The following is a 24,330-nucleotide window of genomic DNA, read 5'->3' on the forward strand; positions in this document are numbered from 1 at the left end:
TGGAAGAAGTGGCTTACTCGACCGCGTCGATACGCTTCATCAGGTCGGCGTACTGCGCACCGTATTTTTCGCGTACCGGGGCGGTGGCGTCATAGAACGGCTTGGTATCCACGGCGATGAACTCGACACCCGCGGCCTTGAGCTTCTGTTCGCTGGCGGCAGACTTGGCGTCCCACAGTTCGCGCTCTTCCATCTGTGCTTCACGGGCGACTTTCTTCACCAGCGCCTGCTGGTCGGCCGTGAGCTTGTTCCAGGTGGTCTTGGACATCACCACCGGCTCCGGCAGGATCAGGTGGTTGGTCAGGGTGAAGTACTTGGCGCTCTGGTAGTGGTTGTGCTCGAGCAGGGTCGGCGGGTTGTTCTCGGCGCCGTCGATCACCCCGGTCTGCAGGGCGCTGAAGATCTCGCCGGTGTCCATGGCGATGCCGTTGCCGCCCATGGCGTTGATCATGTCGATGAACAGCGGATTGCCCTGCACGCGGATCTTCATGCCCTTGAGGTCATCGATGCTGCGCACCGGCTTCTTGGTGTAGAGGCTGCGCGAGCCGCCATCCATCCAGGCCAGGGCCACCAGGTTGAATTCGGAGTTGGTGATCTTGTCGAGGATCTCCTGGCCGATCTCGCCGTCGATGATCTTGCGCATGTGCGCCTGGTCGCGGAACACGAACGGCATGTTGAACACGTTCACATCCGGCACCACCGGGCCGACGATGCCCAGGCTCACGCGGGTCATCTGCACCGCGCCGATCTGCGCCTGCTCGATGACTTCCTTTTCCGAGCCGAGCACCCCGCCGGCGAACATCTTGAAGGTGATATCGCCATTGCTGGCCTGTTCGAGTTTCTTGCCCATGTTCTGCTCGGCGACCACGGTCGGGTAGCCGGCTGGGTGGATCTCGGCGAACTTGATGTCCAGTGCGCTGGCGGCACTGGACAGACCGAGGGCCAAGGGGAGGGCGGCAAGAAGCAACGTACGTTTGAAGGTCATGATGAAACTCCGTGGTTTTTATTATCTGGTTTCGGTCGTGCAGGTGTTGGTGAGGTGGGCGCTCAGCTCTGCCAGGGTGTTTCCTCCAGGCCCTTGACGCCGGGGTTCAGGGCGAACACGCCGCCGGCCAGGGGCTGGTCGGCGAGGTCGATGCCGCCGGGGCGGATCGAGGTGACGAACAAGGTATCGAGGTGGGTGCCACCGAAGGCGCACATCGCCGGCTTCTTCACCGGCACGCGCAGCGAGCGGTCCAGGCGGCCGTGCGGGGTGAAGCGATGGATCACGCCTTCGTCGTTGCCGCAGATCCAGTAGCAGCCGTCCTGATCGACAGCCGCGCCATCGGGGCGGCCGGGATGCTCGCGCATGTCGACGAACAGCTGCCGGTTATGGGGCGTGCCACTGTCGATGTCGTAGTCGAACGACCAGATCGCCTGCACCGTCGGGTGCGAATCGGACAGGTACATGCGCGTGCCGTCCGGGCTGAAGGCCAGGCCGTTGGGCACGATCATGCCCTCGAGTTGGCGGTGCAGACGCTGGCCGTCGTATCGGTACAGCGCGCCGACCTGGGCGCCCTGCTGCATGTCCATCAGCATGGTGCCGGCCCAGAAACGGCCCTGGCGGTCGCAGCGCCCGTCGTTGAAGCGCATCCCCTCGCGGGCGTGCTCGACGCTGGCCAGGCGGGTGCCGAGCAGGCGCCCATCCTCGGTCGGATCGAGGGTGAACAGGCCGCTCTCCATCGCCCCGACCCAGCCCTGTGCGCCATGGGCGATGCAGGCCAGCATTTCATCGCCCTGCCAGACGTCGTGGTTGCCATCGGCCAGGCGCCAGCGGTGCAGTTGGCGGGCGGGAATATCGACCCAGTACAGGGCCCGCTCGCCGGCATGCCACACCGGGCTTTCCCCGGTGGCGTTGCGCGCGTCGACGATCAGTTCACAGTGCTGCATGGTGCTGCTCCTTGCACGCAGTGGCGGTCAGTCGAAGGGGCCGGCAGCGACGAAGGCGCCGCCCTGGTAGACCATGCTTGGATCGTCGGCGGGCGGCGCGGGCCTTGATTCGACGTCGGCGCGGAACACCTCCGAACTGTCCTTGGGCTGGTAGCCCAGGTGTTCGGCGTGGCGGTTGTCCCACCAGACGGTGCGGTTGTCGGAGGCGCCATAGACCACGGTGTGGCCGACGTCAGGGGTGCGCAGGCTGCGCTCGATGAGTTGCAGCAGGTCGTCGTAGCTCAGCCAGGTGCAGAGCATTCGTGGGTTCTGCGGTTGCGGGAAGGACGAGCCGATACGGATGCTGACGGTCTCGATGCCGTAGCGGTCGAAGTAGAAGCTGGCCAGGTCCTCGCCGTAGCTCTTGGACAAGCCGTAGTAGCCATCGGGGCGGCGAGGGGAGTGGGCATCGAGCCGCTCGTCCTGACGGTAGAAACCGATCACGTGGTTGGAACTGGCGAAGACGACGCGTATTACCCCGTGCTTGCGCGCCGCTTCGTAGATGTGGAACACCCCGCAGATATTGGGGCCGAGGATATCCTCGAAACTGTGCTCGGTGGACACCCCGCCAAAATGCAGGATGGCATCGACGCCCTCGACCAGCGCGTGTACTGCAGCCTTGTCGGCCAGGTCGCAGGTGATCACTTCTTCATGCGGACCGGCAGCAGGTGCCATCGTGGCGATATCGGAAAGGCGCAGGACTTCGGCGCTGCCTTTGAGGCGTTCGCGAAGCACCTTGCCCAGGCCGCCTGCCGCTCCGGTGAGCAGCAGGCGTTTGAAGGGAGTAGTGGTCATGGCCAGCTCTTGTCGTTGATTGTTGTAGGTTGTCGTACGACATGGGTCGATTATCGACAGCGAATTCGCGGCTTGTCAATGCATGGATGGCATCGCTTTACAGGATCGACAGCGGATAGTTGAAGATCAGCCGGTTCTCGTCGAACTCGTTATTGCTGAAGCTGCGGCGGATATTGGAGTTGCGCCACTTCACGCTGAGATCCTTGAACGGCCCGCTCTGGATCACATAGGCCAGCTCCGATTCGCGCACCCACTCCTTGCCATCGCTGATCGCGCCGCTGTGCACATCGCGGCCGCTGATGTAGCGGTTCATCATGCTCAGGCCGGGGATGCCGACGGTGACGAAGTTGAAATCGTGGCGCACCTGCCAGGAGCGTTCGTTGGCGTTGTCGAAGCTGGCATTGTAGCTGTCGTTGGCCAGGGTGCCGCCGCTGGTGCCGTTGACCCGCATCCAGGTATCGCCGCTGACCTTCTGCAGGCCGACCCAGAAGGTATGGCCGGCATAGCGCGCCGAGAACATGCCCGAGTAGGTCTTGTTGTCCAGCTTGCCGGCGCGTTCGGCGCCGTCGTCCTCGCCCTGGAAGTAGCCGAGGTTGGCGCCCAGGGTCCAGTCGCCCAGTGGCTGGCTGTGGCTCAGTTGCAGGTACTGCTGCTGGTAGACATCCTTGAGTTGGGCATTCCACAGCCCGACCAGGGTGCGCTTGTCGTTGAAGCTGTACTCGCCGCCGACGAAGTTGAAGCGGTCGGACACCCCACGGCCGAAACTCATGTCCTCCATGCTCGCATCGTTGCGCGGGCTGTTGCCGCGGAACTGCCCGCCGTAGAGCGTCAGACCGGCGATCTCGCTGGACGTCACCTGACCCCCACGGAAGGTCTGCGGCAGCGAGCGGCCATCGTCGGAGCGCAGGATCGGCAGTACCGGCATCCACTCGCCGATCTTCAGCTCGGTCTTGGAAATGCGCGCTTTACCTGCCACGGCCAGGCGTCCGAAATCGTCTGCCGGGCGGCCGTCGTCATGGCGCGGCAGCAGGGCTGTGCCATAAGTGCCGCCACCACCGTCGAGCTTGACCGACCACAACCCCAGCACATCCACGCCGAAGCCGATCGGCCCTTCGGTGAATCCCGAGCGGGCGTCGAGGATGAAACTCTGGGTCCACTCCTCGGCCTTGCTTTGCGGGTTGCTCGGGTCGACGAAGTTGCGGTTGATGTAGAAGTTGCGCAAGTTCAGGGTCGCCTTGGAATCTTCGATGAAGCCTGCGGCCAGTGCAGCGTCGGGCAGTGATCCCAGGGCGGTGGCGCCGAACAGGGCGAAGGGCAGGGTCTGGCGGATTTTCATTATTGTTGTGCTCCCAGCAGTGAGGCAGCCGCCTGCCAGGCGCGCGCAAGCGACCGATGACAGGGGCGGTGGGGTTGATGGCCCGTCGTGGGCCAAGGTGCAGCGCGCGGATCGGGCGCTCAGGTGCCCGTCGCTGCCAGCAATGTGGCGCGGCGGCGAATGTTGGAAAGAGGGGGAGGCGAATAGCGTGGGTAGGATGTCGACATGATGGGCTTCACTGGTTGTTGTTTTTGTTGTGTGTTGTCGTACAACTGTGGCGATTATTAACAACCGATGAAAATGCTGTCAACGCTTTTGCGCAAAGGAATCGATGGACTATACCGAGTGTTTCAGAGGTTTTTTTTGCCAAATTGCAAAGGAAGGGCTCTAGATCGGTTACGGCAAAGAGATCCTATAACTATGATTTGTCTTCCGAAGTCCCATTGCTCTTTCGCGGGTAAACACCTGCACCCCGGTACAAGCTGGCCCCATCCCTATGGGCGGGTTTACCCGCGAAAAGCACAATTGCCCTACTGCTGATCAATCCCTGTCATGGCGCCAGCAAGAAGCCTGTCACCTCGGCATTGAGGGCGCCGCTGCATTCCTCCGGCAGCCAGTGCCCACAGCCTTCCAGCACTTTGCCGGTCACATCGGTGCCGTAGCGGCGCATCTGCTCGGCCTGGAACTCACCCAGGCCACCGTTGCCGCCACCACCGATGGCCAACGCCGGAATGCTGATGCGGGTCTTGCTCAGTTGCTTGTTGTCGCGGGCATTCTGGTTGAGCACGCGGTAGTACTCGAACGCTGCGTTGAGGCTATGCGGCTTGGCATATGACTTGGCATAGAGATCGAGCAATTGCGGTGTGAACACCGACGTATTGGTTGCGTGCTGCTTGATGAAATGCTCGAAGAACACCCGCTCCTTGCCAGCGATCAGCGTCTCGGCCAGGTTGGGCTCGGCGGCGAAGAAGCTGAAATGCCAGACCAGCGACTCACCCTGCGGCGTGAAGGCCGGGAACTGGTAGAGGCTGTCGTCGGGAATCGGCGCTTCCATGTAGATCACCCGACGGATGTTCGCCTGGTTTTGTACCAGCATGGGGAAGGTGTTCCAGATACCGATGTCGTGGGCCACCAGGTCGAACTTCTGGCCATTGCTCATCTGTGCGGCGAGCTTGTACAGCAGCGGCGCCACATCCGTTGCGCGATACGACGGCGGTGTCTGCGACTGGCCCAGGCCAGGCAGGTCTGGCGCGACAACGGTGAAGTGCCTGGCGAGTTCCGGCATCAGTTGGTGCCATTCGTACCAGGTCTGGCCGAAGCCGTGGACCAGGTACACCAGGGGCCCCGAGCCGCCCTTGACGTAGTGCAGCTTCACGCCATCGACGGTCTGGTAGTGGCTGGTGAAGCCTTTGGGGACGGGGAACTCGTCGGCGGCGTGGGCGCCGACGGCAAGCGTGGTGGCGGCAGTCAAGGCCAGGGAGCGCAGTAATTGGCGAAACATGGTGATGAACCTCTGGGGTGGTTGGAAATCGTGGCTTGATCGTTCAGTGGCCGCTGGCCACGCTGGCGCCGGCAGCCCGCGCGCCGGGGCGAAACCCGTGTGAGCGGGCAGTCCAGGCAATGGCGAAGGCGATCAGCAGCAAGATGAGTACGGCGGGTGCGAAGGCGTGTGCGCCCCAGCCGTCGAGCAGCGCGCCGCCCAGCAGCCCGGCGCCGGCGATGGCGCCATTCCAGGCGACGACGTTCATCGACAGCGCCACATCCGCGCCGTCGCCTGCGCTATCGGCAAGGGCGGTCTGCAGCAGCGTCGCGGCGCCGCCGAACGACACGCCCCAGACCGCAATGCCGACGAGCACGGCGAGGGGCGCGCTCGACAGCCAGACGAACATCAGTGCGACCAGCGCAAATGCGCCAAGGCTGCCCAGCACGGCGCTGCGCAGGTGCCGATCGACCAGGCGCCCGGTGATGGCGATGCCCACAAGCGCCGCAACCCCGAACACCAGCAGCACCAGGTCGACGCGCTCGAGCAGGCCGGCTTGGGCGGCGAATGGCGCGACGTAGGTGTAGAGGATGTTGTGCGCCAGCATCCAGGTGATCACCGTGGCCAGTACCGGTCGTACGCCCGCTGTGGTCAGCACGCGACGCAGCGGCATGGCCTGGCGGTCGGTCTGGCCTGGGTAGTCCGGCACTTTCGCCAGCACCCAGACGATCAGCACCAGGGTGAGGGCCGACATGATGGCAAAGGCGCTGCGCCAACCCACTGCACTGCCGAGCCAGGTGCCCAGCGGCACGCCCAGCGAGAGCGCAATCGGCGTGCCGACCATGGCAATCGCCATGGCCTTGCCCTGCTGGTGCGGCAGAACCATCCGCCGGGCATAGCCCGCCAGCAGGCTCCAGGCCAACCCCGCCGAAGCTCCGGCAAAGAATCGGGCGATCAGCGTCAACCAGATGTCGGGTGAAAGGGCGGTGAGCGAATTGAACACCAGGAAGCCGATGATCGTGGACAGCAGTACGCTGCGACGCTTCCAGCTTCGGGTCAGAATGGTCAGCGGTATGGCCGCGACCAGCGAGCCCACTGCATAGGCGGTGACGGTCTGGCCGGCCATTGCCGAGGTGATCGACAGGCCGTCGCTGATCTGTGGCAGCAGGCCGGCGGGCAGGGTTTCGGTGACGATGCAGATGAAACCTGTCATCGCCAGGGCCAGCAAGGCGGAGACCGGCAAGGGCTCGGCCGTGTCGAGCGTGGTGGCGGTAGAAGAGGTCACGAGAGCTCCTGTGATCGCTGGTTAAAATATATCGATCGATACATAAGTGAGGCAGCACCAATCCGACGGCATCGAGCCGTCTCGGATTTACATATCGATCGGTATATAAATTAGGAGTGCTCGCGTGTCGTTGTCAATGACTTATGTATCGAATAGTATCTATGTCATTTGGAGGAGCAGTTGATGGCGCGGATGGGCAGACCCAGAACCTTCGACCGCGATAACGCGATCGACCAGGCCATGCACCTGTTCTGGGAGCACGGCTACGAATCCACATCGCTGGCGCAATTGAAGGCGGCGATTGGCCCGGGCATTTCCGCGCCCAGCTTCTACGCAGCCTTTGGTTCTAAAGAGGCGCTGTTCCAGGAATGTGCCCAGCGCTACCTGGCGACCTATGCGCAGGTCACCGAGTGCTTGTGGAACCTGGACCTGCCACCGCGTCAGGCGCTGGAGCAGGCATTGCGCCAATCCGCCCGCATGCAGTGCGAGGACGGACACCCGAAGGGCTGCATGGTCGGCCTGGCAGTGATGAGCGCACCCTCTGCGGAACTGGCGCAGGTCACCGCACCCTTGAACCGTTCCCGGGCACGCACCCGCGCCGGTATCGCCGGCTGCATCAGCCGTGCGCTCGAAACGGGTGAGCTGCGCCAGGACGTCGATGCCCAGGGGCTCAGCGTGATGTTCGACAGCTTTCTGGTCGGGCTTTCGACCCTGGCGCGGGACAACATCGGCATCGAAGCGATGGAGCGTGCGATCACCCAGGTGATGCGGCTGTGGGACCTTTCCACGACGGGTGTGCAAAACACCGCGTCGTGATCATTCGAGCACTTGAACATCCAGTGCCTGGCACAGGGCACGTAACTTTGGGGTCAGGTTGCCTTCCCGGATCGGCTCGAGAGCGTCGTGCTGTTTGTAGTACTTGGCGTAGATGGCTTCAGTCACAGGTCTCTGCTCACCCTCGGCGTTGAGCTCGATATCCGAGAATTTCACCACGCCAACCGGATTGAATCCGGCCCGCTCTACCATCTGCTGCATACCGCGGGTCTTCGTGGTGACGTAACCCCAGGCCATCGCGATGTCCAGCTTCGCTGCCAGCGCATCGATGGCGTAGCCTGCGAAGAGCGTGGCGCCGGTGCCCCTGTGTTGCGGTGCACACGCACCGAACTTGTTGAACAGGGTGCGGTTGACCAGATTGATCTCCAGGCACATGACGCAGATCATCTCGCCCTCGTAGACCCCGACGTAGACGATGGTGTCCTTGTCAGCTTCGCCGGCGAGCGACACGTTCTGCAAGTAGTACTGCGGGTCGCTGAATACCCGACCGATCCCCACGCCCACATCCGGGTGCCAGCGCCTGACCAATTGGCTCAGCCGCTCGACATCGCTGCGCGCCAATTGACGGTAGCTGTATTGCGCCGGGGTGACAGTGTTCTCGGGCAGCTCGTGCAGGTCTGGCCAGATCCTTTCTTGCATGTGTTCACCTTGTCTTGGACAGAGAGATTGCGACAGCGCAAAAAAAAGCCTACCTTCCAGATGGTAGGCTGGTCAATCCATGGCGAGGCTAACGCACAGGTGCGCTCAGCCTCGCGTCGGGAAAAACAATATGAAGCAGACGGTGCCCGGCTGGGGCTGCTCCACGCTAGCCGTTCCTCCGTGCAACTGCATGATTGCGGTGACGATCGCCAGCCCCAGCCCATTGGAGTCCGAACGCTCATGGCGCGAGGCATCGCCGCGGTAGAAACGGTCGAACAGCTTGCCCAAGGTGGCTTCGCCCAGCGTCGGGCCCTGGTTCTGCACCTCGATGCGCATACCGTTCTCGACGGCACGCACCTGCATCAGCACGGTGCTGCCCTCATCGGCATAGCGGATCGCGTTGGCCACCAGGTTGCTCAACGCCCGGCGCAGCAGCAGAGGGTCGGCCAGCACCGTACCGTTGCCCGAGGTCTGCATCGACAGTTGCCGCTCTTCGGCGAGCCCTTCGAAATACCCCGCCACGCGCTGCAGTTCATCGTGCAGCGACAGCTGCTGGCGCTCCAGCACGGCCTGCGCTTCGTCGGCGCGGGCGAGGAACAGGATGCTCTCGACCATCCGCGAGATACGCTCCAGTTCCTCGAGGTTGGATGCCAGCAGGGCCTGGTATTCATCTTCACTGCGTGATTGGCGCAAGGCGACCTGGCAATGCCCCATCAGCGAGCCCACGGGGGTGCGAATCTCGTGGGCAAGGTCGGCGGAGAACTGGTTCAGGCGCTGGTAGCCGGCGGCGAGGCGGTCGAGCATGGCGTTGTACGCGTGGCTCAGGCGCAGCAGTTCGACCGGCGTGTCGTCGCTGTCCATGCGGCTGTCCAGCCGCTGTGGGGTGATCCTTGCCGCGTGCGCGGCCATCTTGCGCAACGGGCGCAGGCCACGGTACAGCGACAGGTAGCCCAGCACTGCCGTCAACAGGAACGCCAGGCCTGCGGCCAGGTAGATGCGTTGGCGGAAGGCTTCGAGCATGGCCATTTCCTTGGTCATGATGTGCGCCGCCGTAAGCCTTACCTCACGACCGCCGGAGATCGTCATCACGCTGGCTGCACGCAACGGCACGCCAGCGGCGGTGGTGCCGTCGCGCAGGTCCTTCACCTTCAACGGCGTGTCGGGGCCCACCTCGTCCAGTTGCGGCAACACGGCCTTCAGCGGATTGACCTTGATCAGCGGTACCTGCCCAGGCTCTTCGATGATGAAGATGTCCTCTTCATTGTTGAGCATGTTCTCCAGTATCTGCGGGTTTACCCGCAACCTGTCCAGCTCCAGGTCATAGCGCAGCAGCTTGCGAAAATGATCCAGGCGTCCGAGCACCGAGTAGTCGGTGTTCTTCATCACCGAATCGCGCATCGAGTCGTACAGGTACAGGCCGGCCCCGGCCACTACCAGCATTGCCACCAGCGAAAACGCCAGGGTCGAGCGCAGGGTCAGGGACGGGGCGCGTCGTCGGCGCATGGCCGTACCTCGCAGACATAGCCGATGCCGCGCACGGTATGGATCAGCTTCAGCGGATAGGGCAGGTCGATCTTGTTGCGCAGCCGCTTCACCGCCACGTCGACCACATTGGTGTCGCTGTCGAAATTCATGTCCCAGACCTCCGAGGCGATCTGCGCCCGCGACAGCACATCGCCTTCGCGGCGCAGGAACAGGTGCAGCAGGGCGAATTCCTTGTTGGTCAGCGCGATCACCTGCTGCTGGCGCGTGACCCGTCGGCGGATCAGGTCCAGTTCCAGGTCGGCGAGGTGGAAATGATCGGCCTCGCGCACCACGCCCCGGCGCAGGATGGTGCGGATGCGCAGTAGCAGTTCGGTGAAGGAGAACGGCTTGACCAGGTAGTCGTCGGCGCCGAGCTCCAGGCCGCGGATGCGGTCCTGCAACTGGTCGCGCGCAGTGAGAAACAGCACCGGCACGTCCTGCCTTGCGCGCAGCAGCTCGATGATCTGGAAGCCGTCGATGCCTGGCAGCATCACATCCAGCACGATCAGGTCGTAGGGCGTCTCCAGCGCCTGGTGCAGGCCATCGGCGCCGTGCTGGGTCCAGTCGACGTTGAAGCCGGATTCGCCGAGGCCCTTTTTCAGGTACTCGCCGGTCTTGGTGTCGTCTTCGATCAACAGGATATGCATGGGGGCAGGGCTCGGGCCTCGGGTGGCGGGCAGGCGAAGAGGCAGTGTAACCAGCACGGCAAGCTGCTGTCGGTTACATTTCTGTCATTTGGCGGTGCCGAGGACGAATGACAGAAATGTAATCGGCCGGTCATTCTGAGGTCCCGAGGCGACACCAAAGATAGCGGCACTTCAAACCGCTGAGGATGTGTCGCAATGAAGACCAAGACTGCCCTGTCCACCGCGTTCGGCCTGTTGATGGCCGGCGCCACCGTGCTTGCCAGCGCCGCCGACATGCCTGTGATCAAGCCACTGCGTGGCGTGATCGAAGATGTCAGCAGCAACGCCCTGACCTTCAAGACCCGCACCGGCGCGCAGCAGACCATTGGCCTGACCGACAAGACCGGCGTAGTCCGTGCCTCCAAGGCCGACCTCGCCTCGATCAAGACCGACAGCTTTGTCGGTTCTGCCGCCATTCCCCAGGCCAACGGCACCCTCAAGGCCCTGGAAGTGACCGTGTTCGACGCCAGGCTCAAGGGCAGCGGTGAAGGCCATTACGGCTGGGAGAACGCCGACGGCAGCACCGGCACCATGACCAACGGCACCGTGGGCAAGCTCTCCAGCGCCAATGGCCGCACGTTGACCGTCAATTACAAGGGCGGCGAGAAACAGTTGGTGGTGCCGGATGACGTGCCGATCGCCTTCGTCGAGCCAGGCAGCGCTGCCGAGCTGGTCAAGGGCGCCAAGGTCGTGGTGTTCCCGGCTGAAGACGGCAAGAACGCACGCGGCATCGCCGTCGGCAAGGACGGCTTCCAGCCGCCGATGTAACCACCTCAACCGCCCAGAGGCAGCGCCACGACCGCTGTCGCTGGGCGGCTGTCGTGGCCTTCGCGAAGGGGGCAGTATGAAGAACACCCGTATTCATTCCTGGCCGATCCGCCTGATGCACTGGCTCAATGCCCTGTGCATGGTGTGCATGTTCATGAGCGGCTGGGCGATCTACAACGCCTCGCCGCTGTTCGGTTTCAGGTTTCCCGCCGAACTGACCGTCGGCGGCTGGCTCGGCGGCTCGCTCGCCTGGCATTTCGCATTCATGTGGCTGCTGGCGATCAACGGCCTGGCCTATGTGCTCCATGGCCTGCTCAGCCGGCACTTCCAGCGCGACCTGCTACCGGTTTCGCCCCGTGCCGTGGCGCGTGACATGAGCGCTGCGTTGCGCCTGAAGCTGGTACACGAAAAGGGCGTCTACAACGCGGTGCAGCGCCTGATGTACTGGTTGGTGCTGGCGGCCGGTGTGCTGATCGTGCTGTCGGGTCTGGCGATCTGGAAGCCGATTCAGCTCCAGCAATTGACCGCCTTGTTCGGCGGCTACGATGCCGCGCGCTACGTCCACTTCGCCGCGATGGCGGCCATCGGTGCCTTCGTCGTGGTGCATCTGGTGCTGGTGTTGCTGGTGCCCAAGACCCTGTTGCCGATGATCACTGGCGGCACGCGGCCGATTCGAATAGGAGACCGCCAGGCATGAGCGCTTCGAAAAAAGGCCCGCGCATCCAGCTCGAGCCTGCCCAACGCCTGCAACTGGAGAACATCCAGCGTCGCAACTTCCTGCGTGGCGGGCTCACGGTCGGCGCGATGGCGATGCTCAGTGGCTGCAATCTGCAGGATGGCGATCAGGTGGACCGTGTGCTGTGGGCCATGTCGCGCTGGAACGATCGAGTCCAGGCCTGGCTGTTCAGCGGCCAGCGGCTCGCCCCGACGTTCAGCAAGGCGCAGATGACCCAGCCTTTCCCTTTCAACGCCTATTACGGACAGGACGACATTCCCGAAGTGGACCTGTCCGACTACGCCCTGAGCGTCTCGGGCCGTGTGCGCGACAAGTCGCCCTGGACCCTCGACGGCCTGCGCAAGCTACCCCAGCGCACCGACATCACCCGGCTGGTCTGCGTGGAGGGCTGGAGCGCGATCGGGCAGTGGGGCGGCGTGCCGCTGCGCATCTTCCTCGAACATATCGGGGCAGACACCACGGCCAAGTACGTCGGCTTCAAATGTGCCGATCGCTATTACTCCAGCCTGGACATGGCCACGGCGCTGCATCCCCAGACCCTGCTGGCGCTGGATTATGGTGAAGTCGCACTGCCGCCGGAGTATGGCTATCCGCTGCGGCTGCGGGTGCCGACCAAGCTGGGGTTCAAGAACCCCAAGCACATCGTCGAGATCTACGTCAGCAACGATAATCCTGGCGGGTATTGGGAAGATCAGGGGTACAACTGGTTCAGCGGCATCTGATCCAGGCCTCGATGCTGGTCCACCCGCAGCATCTCGATGTAGCGCTGCACCGCCGGCGCCTTTTCGAAGCGGCGATGCAGCAGGGCCAGGCACGAGCGCGGTTGGCAATCTTCTATCGGGCGGTAGTTGACCTGCGGCAGGCTGACCCGGCGCACCATCGACTCCGGCACCACCGCGACGCCCTGGCCCAGCGACACCAGGGCGACCACCGCCACCAGGCTGCCGGGCTGCGGCCCCAGATGGGGGGTGAAGCCGCCCTGTGCGGCGACCGCCAAGGTGCCGGAGATCTGCTCGGGCAGGATGAAGGTTTCCCCGGCCAGCCGTGCGGCGTTGATCTGCGGCAGTTCGTTGAGGCGGGAGCTGGAGGGCAGGGCGAGGACGAAGCCTTCCTCCAGCAGCGTGATGGCGTTCAGTTCTTCTGGCAGCTCCATGGGCATTCGTACATAGGCGAGGTCAAGCAGCCCGTCACGAACCAGCTCGGGCGAGGCCATCATGCCGACCTCGCGGATATTGAGCTGGACGCCGGGGCAGGATTGACTGAAGTACGTCACCTGCTGCTGCAAAAGCCCCGAGTACGCCGCAGAAGCCACATAACCCAGCTCGATACGCCCCACATCACCCCGCCCGGCCCGCTGCGCGCCAAGTTGCGCAGCATCGAACTGGCGCACCGCCTGCAACGCCTCGACCCGCAGCGCTTCACCCGCCGCGGTGAGACGCACGGCCCGCTGGTTGCGCTGGAACAGGCGCACACCCAGCTCGTTTTCCATGTCCTGGATCTGCCGGCTCAGCGTTGGCGGAGCGATGCCCAACTGCTCAGCGGCACGGGTGAAGTGACCGTGCTGGGCAACGCTCAGGAAGTAGCGGAAATGGCGGATCTCCATGGGGGCTTGTCGGCTCCGGGACGCGTAAGGGTGCTGCCACGCTACAAGGCCGTTGGTCCGGGTGCCAAGTGCCTAGGTAAAAAAACGGCGTGAAATTCGCTTTTCACGCCGTGGCCGCACAGGGCGCGGCCCAATCACTTCGAACGGCTCAGCCTCGGGTACTCGTTGTGCGTATGCTCTGCGTCAACCCCGCGCCTGTGCCGCTTCGAAGCATCCCGATGCACACCAGCGACAGTGCGATCGCCAGTCGACGGACAGCCGATACCGCGGTCTTTATCAAAGATCTGGATGGGGTGTTCATGATGTGCCCTGGCCAATGTATTGATGACCGTTCAATGCTACGGCTGGCGATCGTTGTGATTCGTGAGTAATTGATGTTTACTGATCATTTTTCGTGATGAGTTGAGATCCCCATGTCTTCGCATCCTTCGTCGTCGGCACTTGCGCTGGATATCGTGCTGTTGCGTACCTTCCTTGCGGTGGTCGACCTGCGCGGTTTCGCCGCTGCGGCCGATCGTCTGGCGCTGACGCCGTCAGCGGTCAGCGGCCACATCAAGCGCCTGGAGGACAGCCTGGGGACGCGCCTGTTGCAGCGCACCACCCGCCAGCTGGACATGACGCCAGCCGGAGAGACGCTCTACACCTACGCCCGCAATATCCTCGACCTGGAGCAGGAGGTGCGGGCGCGCCTGCGAGGTGAGTCGTCCGCCGGGCGTTTGGTGATCGGTGCTTCCGAAGACTTCGCCGGCACCTGGCTTGCGCAGGTGCTACAGGTGTTTCGCCGGGGGCATCCGGGCATCGCCATCGAGCTGCGGGTGGGCATCACTACCGAACTGCTGCGCCAACAGGCGGAGGGTGAACTGGATGTGGTGTTCGGCAAGCGCTGCGCACGCATCGAAGACGACAGTGAACTGCTGTGGGAAGAGCCTCTGGTGTGGGCCTTCGCCGAACACACCGCCTTGCCGTCCGATGAGCCCGTGCCGCTGTGGGTGTTTCCCGAGCCGTGCGTGTACCGCGAGTCGGCGATCAATGCCCTGGCGGCGGCGGATGTTGACTGGCGCTTGGCGTTCGAGAGCCGCAGCATGGCCGGTTGCCTGGCTGCGGCGCAGGCTGGCTTCGCCGTCAGCCCTGTGGCGCAGAGCCAGTTGCGCCACGGGCTGCGCGCGGTGGACGAAAGCGAAGGCTTGCCGCCGCTGGCGACGGCACGTTTCCACGCCTTCACCGGCAAGCCCACGCCGATGACCCGCGCGCTGGTCGATGCCGTGCGCGAGGTGGGGCGCAGGCGCCGTTTTGCCAGCGACTGACGCGTATCATCGCCCGGCGTCGTGTTGCGTGCAGAGGGAGGTATCAGCACGCCCCCGGCGATGCCGGGGGGAGATGTCTTATTGGAATGGGGGAGGAGCGGGTAGGTAGTCAGCGAGTCGATCAGGCGTCTTGCAGGGCATCGCGATAGGCGAACAACCCAGGTGTTCCGCCGGTCATGACGAACAGCAGGTTGTCGCCGCGCACATAGCGGTCGCTCTGCAGGTCGGCGATCAAGCCGGCGAATGCCTTGCCGGAATACACCGGGTCCAGCAGCAAGCCTTGATGGCGGGCCATCAGGCGCAGGGCATCGAGCATCTCGGGAGTCGGTAGCCCATAGCCTTTGCCAAGGTAATTGCCATCCACCTCGATGTCGTGCGCTTCGATGTCGGCTGGCAGGCCGAGCAGGGTTTGGACATGGTGTGACAAATCCAAGGTCTGGCGTTGTGCAGTGCTCGCGTCTGCCAGTACCGCGTAGGACTTCACCAGGTTGGCGCCACGTCCGAGAGCGGCGAATCCTGCACTAAGGCCGGCATGGGTGCCGGAGCTTCCGTTGGCCGTGAACACCCGCGTGAACTGCAGGGCCAGGGCCTGCTCCTGCTCGGCGATTTCCTGTGCGGCCCTGACATACCCCAGGCAGCCCAGGGCGGTAGAGCCGCCGGTAGGGATCACCTTGACCTTGTGGCCCGCCTTCTCCAACTGCGCTGCCCGCAGTTCGGCCGAATGCAGCGCGCTGATCCCGTCGGGGCTGATATGCACCTTGGCGCCAAAGAGCTCGTCCAGCAGCACGTTGCCGCTGTGCTCGTATTCTTCACCCTCCTTGGCGACTGCCCGCGACAACACCAGTTCGCAGGGCAGGCCCAGTGACGCGCAGGCCGCCGCGGTCAACCTCGCGTGGTTGGACTGCAGGCCTCCGACGGTGATGACATGCTCGATGCCGTCATGCAGGGCTGCACCCAGCAGAAACTCGAGTTTCCTCAGCTTGTTGCCACCGCCACCGAGCGCCATGAAGTCGTCCCGCTTGGCGAACAGACGGATACCACGCACCTCGAGCCCCAAGATCTGTTCTAGCGCGACGAGGCGTTGAATGGGCGTGGCCTGTTCAATCAAGCACGTGCGTGGGAACTGTTCGAGCTGTGAGATGAGCGTCCTCATGATGAAGCACCGTGGTTGTGAGTTGACGACGACACGCTATTGGAAAATTATTTGTTAATAAATAAAGGTTTTGTTCAATTAATTTTAACTGAGAGTTAAATATGGATCGTCTGCGCGCAATGGAAGTCTTCGTCACCGTGGTGGAGCAAGGCAGCTTCAGCGCGGCTGCCGAGCACCTGCGGCTGTCGACCGTGATGGTCAGCAAATACATCCGTGGGCTGGAAGAAGCGCTGCAGGTGGAGTTGATCCAGCGCAGTACCCGGCGCATGCGTGTCACCGAGGCGGGAAGGGTGTTCCATGAAGAGTCTCGCCAAGCGCTGGAGCAGGTGCGCCGGGCCTACGAGCAAGTCGAGAGCTTGCAGAAGGCACCCAGCGGCCTGCTGCGAATCAGTGCACCGATGACCTTGGGCGCGGCGCTGGTGGCGCCGATCGTGGCGCAGTTTCTGCGGGAGCATCCGCAGATGCGCGTCGATCTGGTCTTGAGCAACAGTGTAGTCGACCTCATGGCCGAGGGTTTCGACCTGGCGTTTCGTATCGGCGAGCTGGGAGATGTCGATCTGGTCGCCAAGCCGCTGCGCCCCTATCGCATGGTGATCTGTGCGGCCCCGGCCTATCTGGACGAACAGGGTTGGCCCACGGTGCCGGCCGATCTCGGCAAGCACCGCTTGCTTGTCCATTCCAGTTGGACCCATCGCTTTAGCTGGCCGCTGCAGGACGCTGGGCGTGAATACTCCTGGCCGGAACACTGGACGCTCAAGAGCAACGACGGCCAGGCGCTGCGCCTGGCTGCGATCAGTGGCAACGGCATCCTCATGCAGCCGGAATTCCTGGTCGCCGATGACCTGCGCGAGGGGCGGTTGGTCTCGTTGCTCGAACCCTTCCTGCCGGCGACTCGCCCGGTCAATCTGGTCTACCTGCGCCAGCGCAGCGCGTTGTCCAAACTCGACGCCTTCGTGCGGTTTGTGATGCAGCGCGCTGGCTAGCTGTAGTTGGCTTTGAACGTTCCATTTTCGGCGCTGTGGTAGTTAACTTCTGTCGCGACTGTGCCAAGATCGCCAGATTTTGGGATGAATTTATACGTCCGTTTTTCTTCCGCTGTAGATGTCGGATCTACCCAGGCGTTGAACCGTACCCGGCCAGGCTTACCTCTTGCCCCCGGTAAAGCCGTCACTCACACCCACGATTACAAGCGTCACGGAACCACAGCACTTTTCAGCCTCATCTCCAGCCAGCATCAGCGGCATATCTCGCATCCTCATCCTGGGCTCGCTCTGCCCATACAGCAATGTCGCCGTGCGCCCTCCAGGCCAGCACATCTGATTCAGTCGCGGCGTTTCATCTCCATTTATCTGCCCATCACGCAGCACTGCCACCACCTCGTGGGTCAGCCAGCGGCGCGAGTATCGGTTCTCTGGGATGTGATGATGGGCCAGCAGAATTTAGGCCCGGGACTCACTCATCGAAGAAGAGCCCGGTCATCCGGCCGAGTTCTTGGGCGCAGAACTAGGCTTGGGATTCGAACCAGTGGGTGTGGAGGGAGCGGTTGTGGCGGGTGAGAGAATAGTGGTTGATCATTATTGGCTACAAAATCAATAGAGCCGTTTCTAACCGAAGCATGGTTCACTGTGTGAGCGTTTCTTTGGCGCCTCTGGGCGATAATAACTGGCGCATGCTTGGTCAATAATTTTATTGGCTGCAATATTTTAGGCTTTGTTGGGTTTCATTTTTTTCTTCAGCAATACTGTAGGGTCTACAGGTATTGCGGTTAGCTCTACGGTGTAATTAAGTCCTTGGAGGGTTTTTATAGCGTTCTTCAACGTTACTTTGGAGAAGAATGGAAGTTCTTCTGGGAGTTTTTTTGTTGTTGCTATCGCGTACACAATTTTATACAGGCTAGGGTCTGGTCGACTTGCTGGGTCTTTAAGTTGAATTGAGGAGGGTAGTTTTGCATTGAGCTTTATTCTAAAGTCGGGATCAATTACAAATGCTTCTGCTGAAACGCAGCCTTGAGAAAATAGATGGCTTAAGGTGCTAGAGCTACGATAATATTTGACATGAATGATATCAGTACCATCCTTGATTAGATCGCAAAACTCCATTTTGTCGTATGAGCCACCTAGCTTGACATTTTTCTTATCAAGGAGGCTGTATGTTGGGTCTATAGTTTCTAAGTGTAGATTGTATTCATCTTCTCTGTCGTGGCTGTAGGGTGGAAGGATGTGAGTGTAATTTTTTAAATTTGATAACTGGTTGTCTATTCGTGCGACGAAGTTGGTGTTAATTTTATACCATATGGAGTTTCTCAGTACATATTTATCGCCGCTGTAGTCTAATTCTGCATAGAGGCATCTATAAGCAGACCAAGTTTTTATCGCTTGGTATTCATTGTTGTTTATATGAATGTGAGTCTGTTTAAGGTTAGTGATTGTAGGTTCCTGTTTTTTGCTTTGAAGATAGGCGATTAAATCATCAATACTTAGCACTACATGGCGTTCTGTGCGACCGTAGAGGTCGAACGAATAGCCTACATGATTTTCCCAGTCGACTATTTCTGGCTCCCCTAGCCAAAAGTCAGATAATTTTTTTGCTACTAGCTTTTCTTCTAATTCCAGATCAAGTATTTCAATATGCTCGGCATCTCTTACTTTTCCAATGTTATCTACCCATTCGAAATCGTCAGGTAGCTTTTGGTGGTACTTTGCTGCAGCCTCGTCTAGAATTTGGCTGAGAGAGTCTAGGTCTGTGTTTGTTATAAGAGTTAAAGCATCGCGTCCGGTAACATGGCTGCCAAATACCTTGACAGTAGATGCCCCCGTAACTGCGTAAAGCATCTCGACTTCTGAGTTCATGTGAAGGTCAAAAATGTCGACTTCTTTAGTGCTTTGGGTCCTGTAGTTTAGAGGGTTATGGTCATAGCTCGCTTTATCTAAGCTTCTAAGTTTTGAGGGGGAAACTGAGTTTAGCGTGACTTTTAGTCCGAAATCCCTTTCTATATAGTCTTCGTTTATGAGGTGGTGGCCGGTACCAAAAGATAGAATAAATTTTAGATTGCTAGTGCTTGTTACAAAAACAGCGCCAATAGAGCTAGAGTTTCCAAATGCATTAGATTTGACCTCATCCCTTTCAGTAAAAAGGCGAGTCCATGGGGGAGAGTGCTCTGGTGGCAGCTTCTTTATATATAATTTCGAGTCTTCAAGTCCTTTTGCGTTGAGGTGTATTGGCGCCTGAGCGTTTTCAAGATGCAGGATAATGTTGTCACTAGTGTTTCTGTTTTTCACTAAGTATATGGAGAGCTTTTCTTTTCGTTCCTTGAGTGTTTTTTTCATTCGGCCATGGCTCCTTTCAACCTCTCCTCATGGTAGCACATTGGCATTGCTTCGCATGGTCTTAGCTTTGGTGTCTTGAGTGACTCTAAGTTTTTGATTTTATTGACTAAACAAAAAAGGCTGCCTGTTGGCAGCCTTTTTGTGTTATGGGTTATCTGGATAATTAGTCCCAGCTCAGAGCACCACCAGTCTGATACTCGATCACACGCGTCTCAAAGAAGTTCTTCTCTTTCTTCAAGTCCATGATCTCGCTCATCCAAGGGAACGGGTTGGTAGTCCCTGGATACTCTTCCTTCAGACCAATCTGGGTCAGGCGACGGTTAGCGATGAACTTGAGGTAATCCTCCATCATCGCCGCGTTCATCCCCAGCACGCCGCGAGGCATGGTGTCGCGGGCGTATTCGATCTCCAGCTGGGTCCCTTGCAGGATCATCTGGGTCGCTTCTTCCTTCATCGCCGCATCCCACAGGTGCGGGTTCTCGATCTTGATCTGGTTGATCACGTCGATACCGAAGTTCAGGTGCATCGACTCGTCGCGCAGGATGTACTGGAACTGCTCGGCAACGCCGGTCATCTTGTTGCGGCGTCCCATCGACAGGATCTGGGTGAAGCCGCAGTAGAAGAAGATGCCTTCCAGTACGCAGTAGTAGGCGATCAGGTTGCGCAGCAGCTCTTTGTCGGTTTCGACGGTACCGGTGTTGAACTCCGGATCCGAGATGGCGCGGGTGTACTTCAGGCCCCAGGCGGCTTTCTTCGCGACCGATGGGATCTCGTGGTACATGTTGAAGATCTCGCCTTCATCCATGCCCAGCGACTCGATGCAGTACTGGTAGGCGTGGGTGTGGATCGCCTCTTCGAAGGCCTGGCGCAGGATGTACTGGCGGCACTCGGGGTTGGTGATCAGGCGGTACACGGCCAGGGCGAGGTTGTTGGCAACCAGCGAGTCGGCGGTGGAGAAGAAGCCGAGGTTGCGCATCACGATGCGGCGCTCGTCTTCGGTCAGGCCGTCCATGCTCTTCCACAGGGCGATGTCGGCGGTCATGTTGACCTCTTGCGGCATCCAGTGGTTGGCGCAGCCGTCGAGGTACTTCTGCCAGGCCCAGTCGTACTTGAAAGGCACGAGCTGGTTGAGGTCGGCGCGGCAGTTGATCATGCGCTTCTCGTCGACCGCGACGCGGGCCGAGGAGCCTTCGAGCTCGGCCAGGCCTTCGGCGACGTCGAGGGCGTCGAGGGCAGCCTTGGCGCGCTTGACCGCGTCGGAGTCGGTCGCGGTGGCGGCGCGGGCTTCCAGGGCGGCGGCACCGCCGGCGCTGTCGAGCTTGTCGAGGGTGGCGCTGGCATTGGCCTGCGCAGGGGTGTTGCCTTTGGCGGCGACTTCGCCGTCTTCCTTATCGAATTCGTCCCAGCTCAGCATGGTGAGGTTCTCCTGCTTGAGGGCCATCTATGGAGTATGGCCGGTGGATCTTGGTTGCGGTGCGGTGCACGCAAATCGGAAGCGCCCTTTGAGGGCTGGCCGCTGCACTGGGCGGCGGCTTTTTATGTCTGTCTGCAGGAGAGGTGGTGGCCTCTTCGCGGGCAAGCCCGCTCCTACAGGGTGCTGTGCTGTGGCACAGAAAGTTGAGGCTTCCCGGGGGAAGCCTCAGCCAAGCCTTACTGGCAGGCTTCGCAATCCGGCTCGTCGATGGCGCAGGCCTTCGGTACCGGGGCTGGGCCCGCGGCCTGGACTGGGGCGCTGTCGCCGCCGCTGGAAACGGCGTTGAGCTTGCCGGTGTTGATGGTCGACTTCTCGGTGCTGGTCGCGGCCAGGGCACGGAGGTAGTAGGTGGTCTTCAGACCACGGTACCAGGCCATGCGGTAGGTGACGTCCAGCTTCTTGCCCGAAGCGCCGGCGATGTACAGGTTCAGCGACTGGGCCTGGTCGATCCACTTCTGGCGACGCGAGGCGGCATCGACGATCCACTTGGTGTCGACTTCGAACGCGGTGGCGTACAGGTCCTTCAGCTCTTGCGGGATACGCTCGATCTGCTGCACCGAACCGTCGTAGTACTTCAGGTCGTTGATCATGACCGAGTCCCACAGGCCACGGGCCTTCAGGTCGCGGACCAGGTACGGGTTGATCACGGTGAACTCGCCCGACAGGTTCGATTTGACGTACAGGTTCTGGTACGTCGGCTCGATCGACTGCGACACGCCGGTGATGTTGGCGATGGTTGCGGTCGGCGCGATGGCCATGATGTTCGAGTTGCGGATGCCTTTCTGTACGCGCTCGCGGACCGGAGCCCAGTCCAGCGACTCTTCCAGGTTGACGTCGATGTACTTGGCGCCACGGGCCTCGATCAGGATCTGTTGCGAGTCCAGCGGCAGGATGCCCTTGGACCACAGCGAACCCTGGAAGGTCTCGTAGGAGCCGCGCTCATCGGCCAGGTCGCACGAGGCCTGGATGGCGTAGTAGCTGACCGCTTCCATCGACTTGTCGGCGAACTCGACGGCAGCGTCCGAGCCGTACGGGATGTGCTGCAGGTACAGCGCGTCCTGGAAGCCCATGATCCCCAGGCCGACCGGGCGGTGCTTGAAGTTCGAGTTCTGTGCCTGCGGCACCGAGTAGTAGTTGATGTCGATCACGTTGTCGAGCATGCGCACGGCGGTCTTGACGGTACGCGCCAGTTTCGCGGTGTCCAGCTTGCCATCGACGATGTGGTTCGGCAGGTTGATCGAACCCAGGTTGCACACGGCGATTTCATCGGCGTTGGTGTTCAGGGTGATCTCGGTGCACAGGTTCGAGCTGTGGACCACGCCCACGTGCTGCTGCGGCGAACGCAGGTTGCACGGGTCCTTGAAGGTCAGCCATGGGTGGCCGGTCTCGAACAGCATCGACAGCATCTTGCGCCACAGGTCTTTGGCCTGGATGGTCTTGAACACCTTGATCTTGTTGTACTCGGTCAGGGCTTCGTAGTACTCGTAGCGCTCTTCGAAGGCCTTGCCGGTCAGGTCGTGCAGATCAGGAACTTCGCTTGGCGAGAACAGGGTCCACTTGCCGTCGTCGAAGACGCGCTTCATGAACAGATCCGGGATCCAGTTGGCGGTGTTCATGTCGTGGGTACGGCGACGGTCGTCACCGGTGTTCTTGCGCAGCTCGAGGAATTCCTCGATGTCCAGGTGCCAGGTTTCCAGGTAGGCGCAGACCGCGCCCTTGCGCTTGCCGCCCTGGTTGACCGCAACGGCGGTGTCGTTGACCACTTTCAGGAACGGCACGACGCCTTGCGACTTGCCGTTGGTGCCCTTGATGTACGAGCCCAGGGCGCGTACCGGGGTCCAGTCGTTGCCCAGGCCGCCAGCGAATTTGGACAGCATGGCGTTGTCGTGGATGGCCTTGTAGATGCCCGACAGGTCGTCCGGAACGGTGGTCAGGTAGCAGCTGGACAGCTGCGGACGCAGGGTGCCGGCGTTGAACAGGGTCGGGGTCGAGGCCATGTAGTCGAACGACGACAACAGGTTGTAGAACTCGATCGCACGGGCTTCGCGGTCTTTCTCCTGCAGCGCCAGGCCCATGGCGACGCGCATGAAGAACACCTGCGGCAGCTCGAAGCGCACGCCATCCTTGTGGATGAAGTAGCGGTCGTAGAGGGTCTGCAGGCCCAGGTAGGTGAACTGCTGGTCACGCTCGTGATTGATGGCCTTGCCCAGGCGCTCCAGGTCGTAGCCCTTCAGTGCGGGGTCGAGCAGCTCGAACTCGACGCCTTTCTCGACGTAGGCCGGCAGGGCCTTGGCGTACAGCTCGGCCATTTCGTGGTGGGTGGCGCTGTCGGCCACGCCCAGGAAGCCCAGGCCTTCGGCGCGCAGGGTGTCCATCAGCAGGCGGGCGGTGACGAACGAGTAGTTCGGCTCGCGCTCGACCAGGGTACGGGCGGTCATCACCAGGGCGGTGTTGACGTCCTTGATGGCCACGCCGTCGTAGAGGTTCTTCAGGGTGTCGCGCTGGATCAGGTCGCCATCGACTTCGGCCAGGCCTTCGCAGGCTTCGCTGATGATGGTGTTCAGGCGTGCCATGTCCAGCGGCGCCAGGCTGCCGTCGGCCAGGGTGATGCGGATGCTTGGGTGCGGCTCGACCACGGCGTCGGTGTGGGCGCGGGTGGCGCGCTCTTTTGCGCGCTGGTCGCGGTAGATCACGTAGTCACGGGCGACTTTCTGCTCGCCGGCGCGCATCAGGGCCAGTTCGACCTGGTCCTGGATTTCTTCGATGTGGATAGTGCCACCCGATGGCATGCGGCGCTTGAACGTGGCAGTGACCTGCTCGGTCAGGCGCGCGACGGTGTCGTGGATGCGCGACGAGGCGGCGGCGGTGCCACCTTCAACTGCAAGGAACGCCTTGGTGATGGCAACGGTGATCTTGTCGTCGGTGTAGGGGACGACAGTGCCGTTGCGCTTGATCACACGCAGTTGGCCCGGAGCGGTCGCAGCCAGATCCTGGTTCGAATCAGCGGCCTGCGGCGCCTTGGCCTGCGGGTTCTCGCGAGTTGTGTCGGTTTGCATGGGTGTCTCCACAGTTTCTATATTGTTCAGGCGCCTTGTGGGCGCCCACCGTTCCATCCATCAGTTCGACCGGCCCGGGCGGCGGATGCCACGCGCACGTGCATCCGCCCGCTCGGGCTTACCGACTTCGGGACAGACTCAGGAATAAGGGGCAATCACTTGCCGCTCCCTGGCCGAAGTCAAAGATTCTGGGTCACGCCCAAAAACTGTTGCTGTCGGGTGCCAGGCGATGCCTGCAACACCCATACCCGAACAAGGCCCTGGCGGGCTTGCCTCGGTCGCGCCTCCGCAGGAGCGGTTTGGCTGCTGAAATCACCGTAAGTTCCGGCTGAAAAAACGCTTGAGTTTCTGCCTGGACTTGTGTTTGTGATTTGGGGCGAAGCC

20 protein-coding genes and 1 pseudogene are annotated in these 24,330 nt (G+C 61.3%); 7 read left to right on the forward strand and 14 right to left on the reverse strand.

Annotation, left to right across the window (positions count from 1 at the left end):
* Positions 1–13 precede the first annotated feature (13 nt).
* The 6 genes from ACNFHO_RS23170 to ACNFHO_RS23195 all read right to left on the reverse strand — a co-directional run bounded on the left by ACNFHO_RS23170 (position 14) and on the right by ACNFHO_RS23195 (position 6,843).
* Positions 14–985 (reverse strand): TRAP transporter substrate-binding protein, encoded by a 972-nt coding sequence (locus tag ACNFHO_RS23170; protein ID WP_414154946.1) that lies wholly within the window; start codon positions 983–985, stop codon positions 14–16.
* Between the two features lie 62 nt (positions 986–1,047).
* Positions 1,048–1,929 carry a glucurono-1,5-lactonase gene (locus tag ACNFHO_RS23175; RefSeq protein WP_416767474.1) on the reverse strand — a complete coding sequence of 294 codons (882 nt, stop codon included), beginning with the start codon at positions 1,927–1,929 and terminating at the stop codon, positions 1,048–1,050.
* A 27-nt stretch (positions 1,930–1,956) separates the two neighbouring features.
* Positions 1,957–2,763, reverse strand: coding sequence for an NAD-dependent epimerase/dehydratase family protein (locus ACNFHO_RS23180; RefSeq protein WP_416767475.1), 807 nt, complete (start codon positions 2,761–2,763; stop codon positions 1,957–1,959).
* A 97-nt stretch (positions 2,764–2,860) separates the two neighbouring features.
* A complete protein-coding gene (locus tag ACNFHO_RS23185) occupies positions 2,861–4,099 on the reverse strand; it encodes an OprD family porin (RefSeq protein WP_416767476.1) in 1,239 nt (412 codons plus the stop codon).
* A gap of 529 nt (positions 4,100–4,628) precedes the next feature.
* The gene (locus ACNFHO_RS23190) at positions 4,629–5,579 is read right to left on the reverse strand and encodes an alpha/beta fold hydrolase (RefSeq protein WP_416767477.1); all 951 of its coding nucleotides are present in this window, start codon (positions 5,577–5,579) and stop codon (positions 4,629–4,631) included.
* Between the two features lie 43 nt (positions 5,580–5,622).
* Positions 5,623–6,843 carry an MFS transporter gene (locus tag ACNFHO_RS23195; RefSeq protein WP_416767478.1) on the reverse strand — a complete coding sequence of 407 codons (1,221 nt, stop codon included), beginning with the start codon at positions 6,841–6,843 and terminating at the stop codon, positions 5,623–5,625.
* Between the two features lie 183 nt (positions 6,844–7,026).
* Here ACNFHO_RS23195 and ACNFHO_RS23200 point away from each other — a divergent pair, with 183 nt between their 5' ends.
* Positions 7,027–7,659 carry a TetR/AcrR family transcriptional regulator gene (locus ACNFHO_RS23200; RefSeq protein ID WP_054892933.1) on the forward strand — a complete coding sequence of 211 codons (633 nt, stop codon included), beginning with the start codon at positions 7,027–7,029 and terminating at the stop codon, positions 7,657–7,659.
* On the opposite strand, the gene ACNFHO_RS23205 is transcribed toward ACNFHO_RS23200, so the two are convergent.
* From ACNFHO_RS23205 to ACNFHO_RS23215, 3 genes are all read right to left on the reverse strand, one after another.
* On the reverse strand, positions 7,660–8,316 hold the full coding sequence (locus ACNFHO_RS23205) for a hypothetical protein (protein WP_063543543.1): 657 nt from the start codon (positions 8,314–8,316) through the stop codon (positions 7,660–7,662). It lies immediately after the preceding gene.
* Between the two features lie 105 nt (positions 8,317–8,421).
* Positions 8,422–9,819: a heavy metal sensor histidine kinase gene (locus ACNFHO_RS23210; protein WP_416767479.1), complete on the reverse strand. Its 1,398-nt coding sequence runs from the start codon at positions 9,817–9,819 to the stop codon at positions 8,422–8,424.
* Positions 9,792–10,487: a heavy metal response regulator transcription factor gene (locus ACNFHO_RS23215; protein ID WP_054892930.1), complete on the reverse strand. Its 696-nt coding sequence runs from the start codon at positions 10,485–10,487 to the stop codon at positions 9,792–9,794. Before ACNFHO_RS23215 ends, ACNFHO_RS23210 begins: the two co-directional genes overlap by 28 nt.
* 195 nt (positions 10,488–10,682) lie before the next feature.
* Between ACNFHO_RS23215 and ACNFHO_RS23220 the strand changes: the two genes are divergently transcribed.
* The 3 genes from ACNFHO_RS23220 (at position 10,683) to ACNFHO_RS23230 (ending at position 12,752) form a co-directional block, all read left to right on the forward strand.
* A complete protein-coding gene (locus ACNFHO_RS23220; protein ID WP_065861377.1) occupies positions 10,683–11,294 on the forward strand; it encodes a hypothetical protein in 612 nt (203 codons plus the stop codon).
* 76 nt (positions 11,295–11,370) lie between these two features.
* Complete coding sequence (locus ACNFHO_RS23225) at positions 11,371–11,991, forward strand: cytochrome b/b6 domain-containing protein (protein WP_065861378.1); 621 nt, start codon at positions 11,371–11,373, stop codon at positions 11,989–11,991.
* Positions 11,988–12,752 (forward strand): molybdopterin-dependent oxidoreductase, encoded by a 765-nt coding sequence (locus ACNFHO_RS23230; RefSeq protein WP_063543553.1) that lies wholly within the window; start codon positions 11,988–11,990, stop codon positions 12,750–12,752. The genes ACNFHO_RS23225 and ACNFHO_RS23230 overlap by 4 nt, the downstream gene beginning before the upstream one ends.
* Here ACNFHO_RS23230 and ACNFHO_RS23235 read toward each other — a convergent pair.
* The gene (locus tag ACNFHO_RS23235) at positions 12,722–13,633 is read right to left on the reverse strand and encodes a LysR family transcriptional regulator (protein ID WP_416767481.1); all 912 of its coding nucleotides are present in this window, start codon (positions 13,631–13,633) and stop codon (positions 12,722–12,724) included. The genes ACNFHO_RS23230 and ACNFHO_RS23235 overlap by 31 nt on opposite strands.
* A gap of 413 nt (positions 13,634–14,046) precedes the next feature.
* Between ACNFHO_RS23235 and ACNFHO_RS23240 the strand changes: the two genes are divergently transcribed.
* Positions 14,047–14,937: a LysR substrate-binding domain-containing protein gene (locus ACNFHO_RS23240; RefSeq protein WP_416767483.1), complete on the forward strand. Its 891-nt coding sequence runs from the start codon at positions 14,047–14,049 to the stop codon at positions 14,935–14,937.
* A 121-nt stretch (positions 14,938–15,058) separates the two neighbouring features.
* Here ACNFHO_RS23240 and ACNFHO_RS23245 read toward each other — a convergent pair whose 3' ends face one another.
* A complete protein-coding gene (locus ACNFHO_RS23245) occupies positions 15,059–16,090 on the reverse strand; it encodes a D-cysteine desulfhydrase family protein (RefSeq protein WP_416767485.1) in 1,032 nt (343 codons plus the stop codon).
* A gap of 101 nt (positions 16,091–16,191) precedes the next feature.
* Between ACNFHO_RS23245 and ACNFHO_RS23250 the strand changes: the two genes are divergently transcribed.
* Together ACNFHO_RS23250 and ACNFHO_RS23255 are read left to right on the forward strand one after the other, a co-directional pair.
* The gene (locus ACNFHO_RS23250) at positions 16,192–17,073 is read left to right on the forward strand and encodes a LysR substrate-binding domain-containing protein (protein WP_416767487.1); all 882 of its coding nucleotides are present in this window, start codon (positions 16,192–16,194) and stop codon (positions 17,071–17,073) included.
* Between the two features lie 132 nt (positions 17,074–17,205).
* A pseudogene (locus tag ACNFHO_RS23255) lies at positions 17,206–17,316 on the forward strand (IS630 family transposase); the annotation flags it as partial.
* A gap of 477 nt (positions 17,317–17,793) precedes the next feature.
* Here the strand turns inward: ACNFHO_RS23255 and ACNFHO_RS23260 are convergent.
* From ACNFHO_RS23260 to ACNFHO_RS23270, 3 genes are all read right to left on the reverse strand, one after another.
* Entirely contained in the window at positions 17,794–19,416 is a 1,623-nt protein-coding gene (locus tag ACNFHO_RS23260; RefSeq protein ID WP_416767488.1) for a TIGR04141 family sporadically distributed protein, read from the reverse strand.
* Between the two features lie 163 nt (positions 19,417–19,579).
* Positions 19,580–20,830 carry a ribonucleotide-diphosphate reductase subunit beta gene (locus ACNFHO_RS23265; RefSeq protein ID WP_054892954.1) on the reverse strand — a complete coding sequence of 417 codons (1,251 nt, stop codon included), beginning with the start codon at positions 20,828–20,830 and terminating at the stop codon, positions 19,580–19,582.
* A gap of 236 nt (positions 20,831–21,066) precedes the next feature.
* On the reverse strand, positions 21,067–23,946 hold the full coding sequence (locus ACNFHO_RS23270) for a ribonucleoside-diphosphate reductase subunit alpha (protein ID WP_054892920.1): 2,880 nt from the start codon (positions 23,944–23,946) through the stop codon (positions 21,067–21,069).
* Positions 23,947–24,330: the final 384 nt, after the last annotated feature.

The sequence above is a fragment of the Pseudomonas sp. NY15374 genome, from assembly GCF_048068255.1.
GTDB lineage: Bacteria > Pseudomonadota > Gammaproteobacteria > Pseudomonadales > Pseudomonadaceae > Aquipseudomonas > Aquipseudomonas machongensis.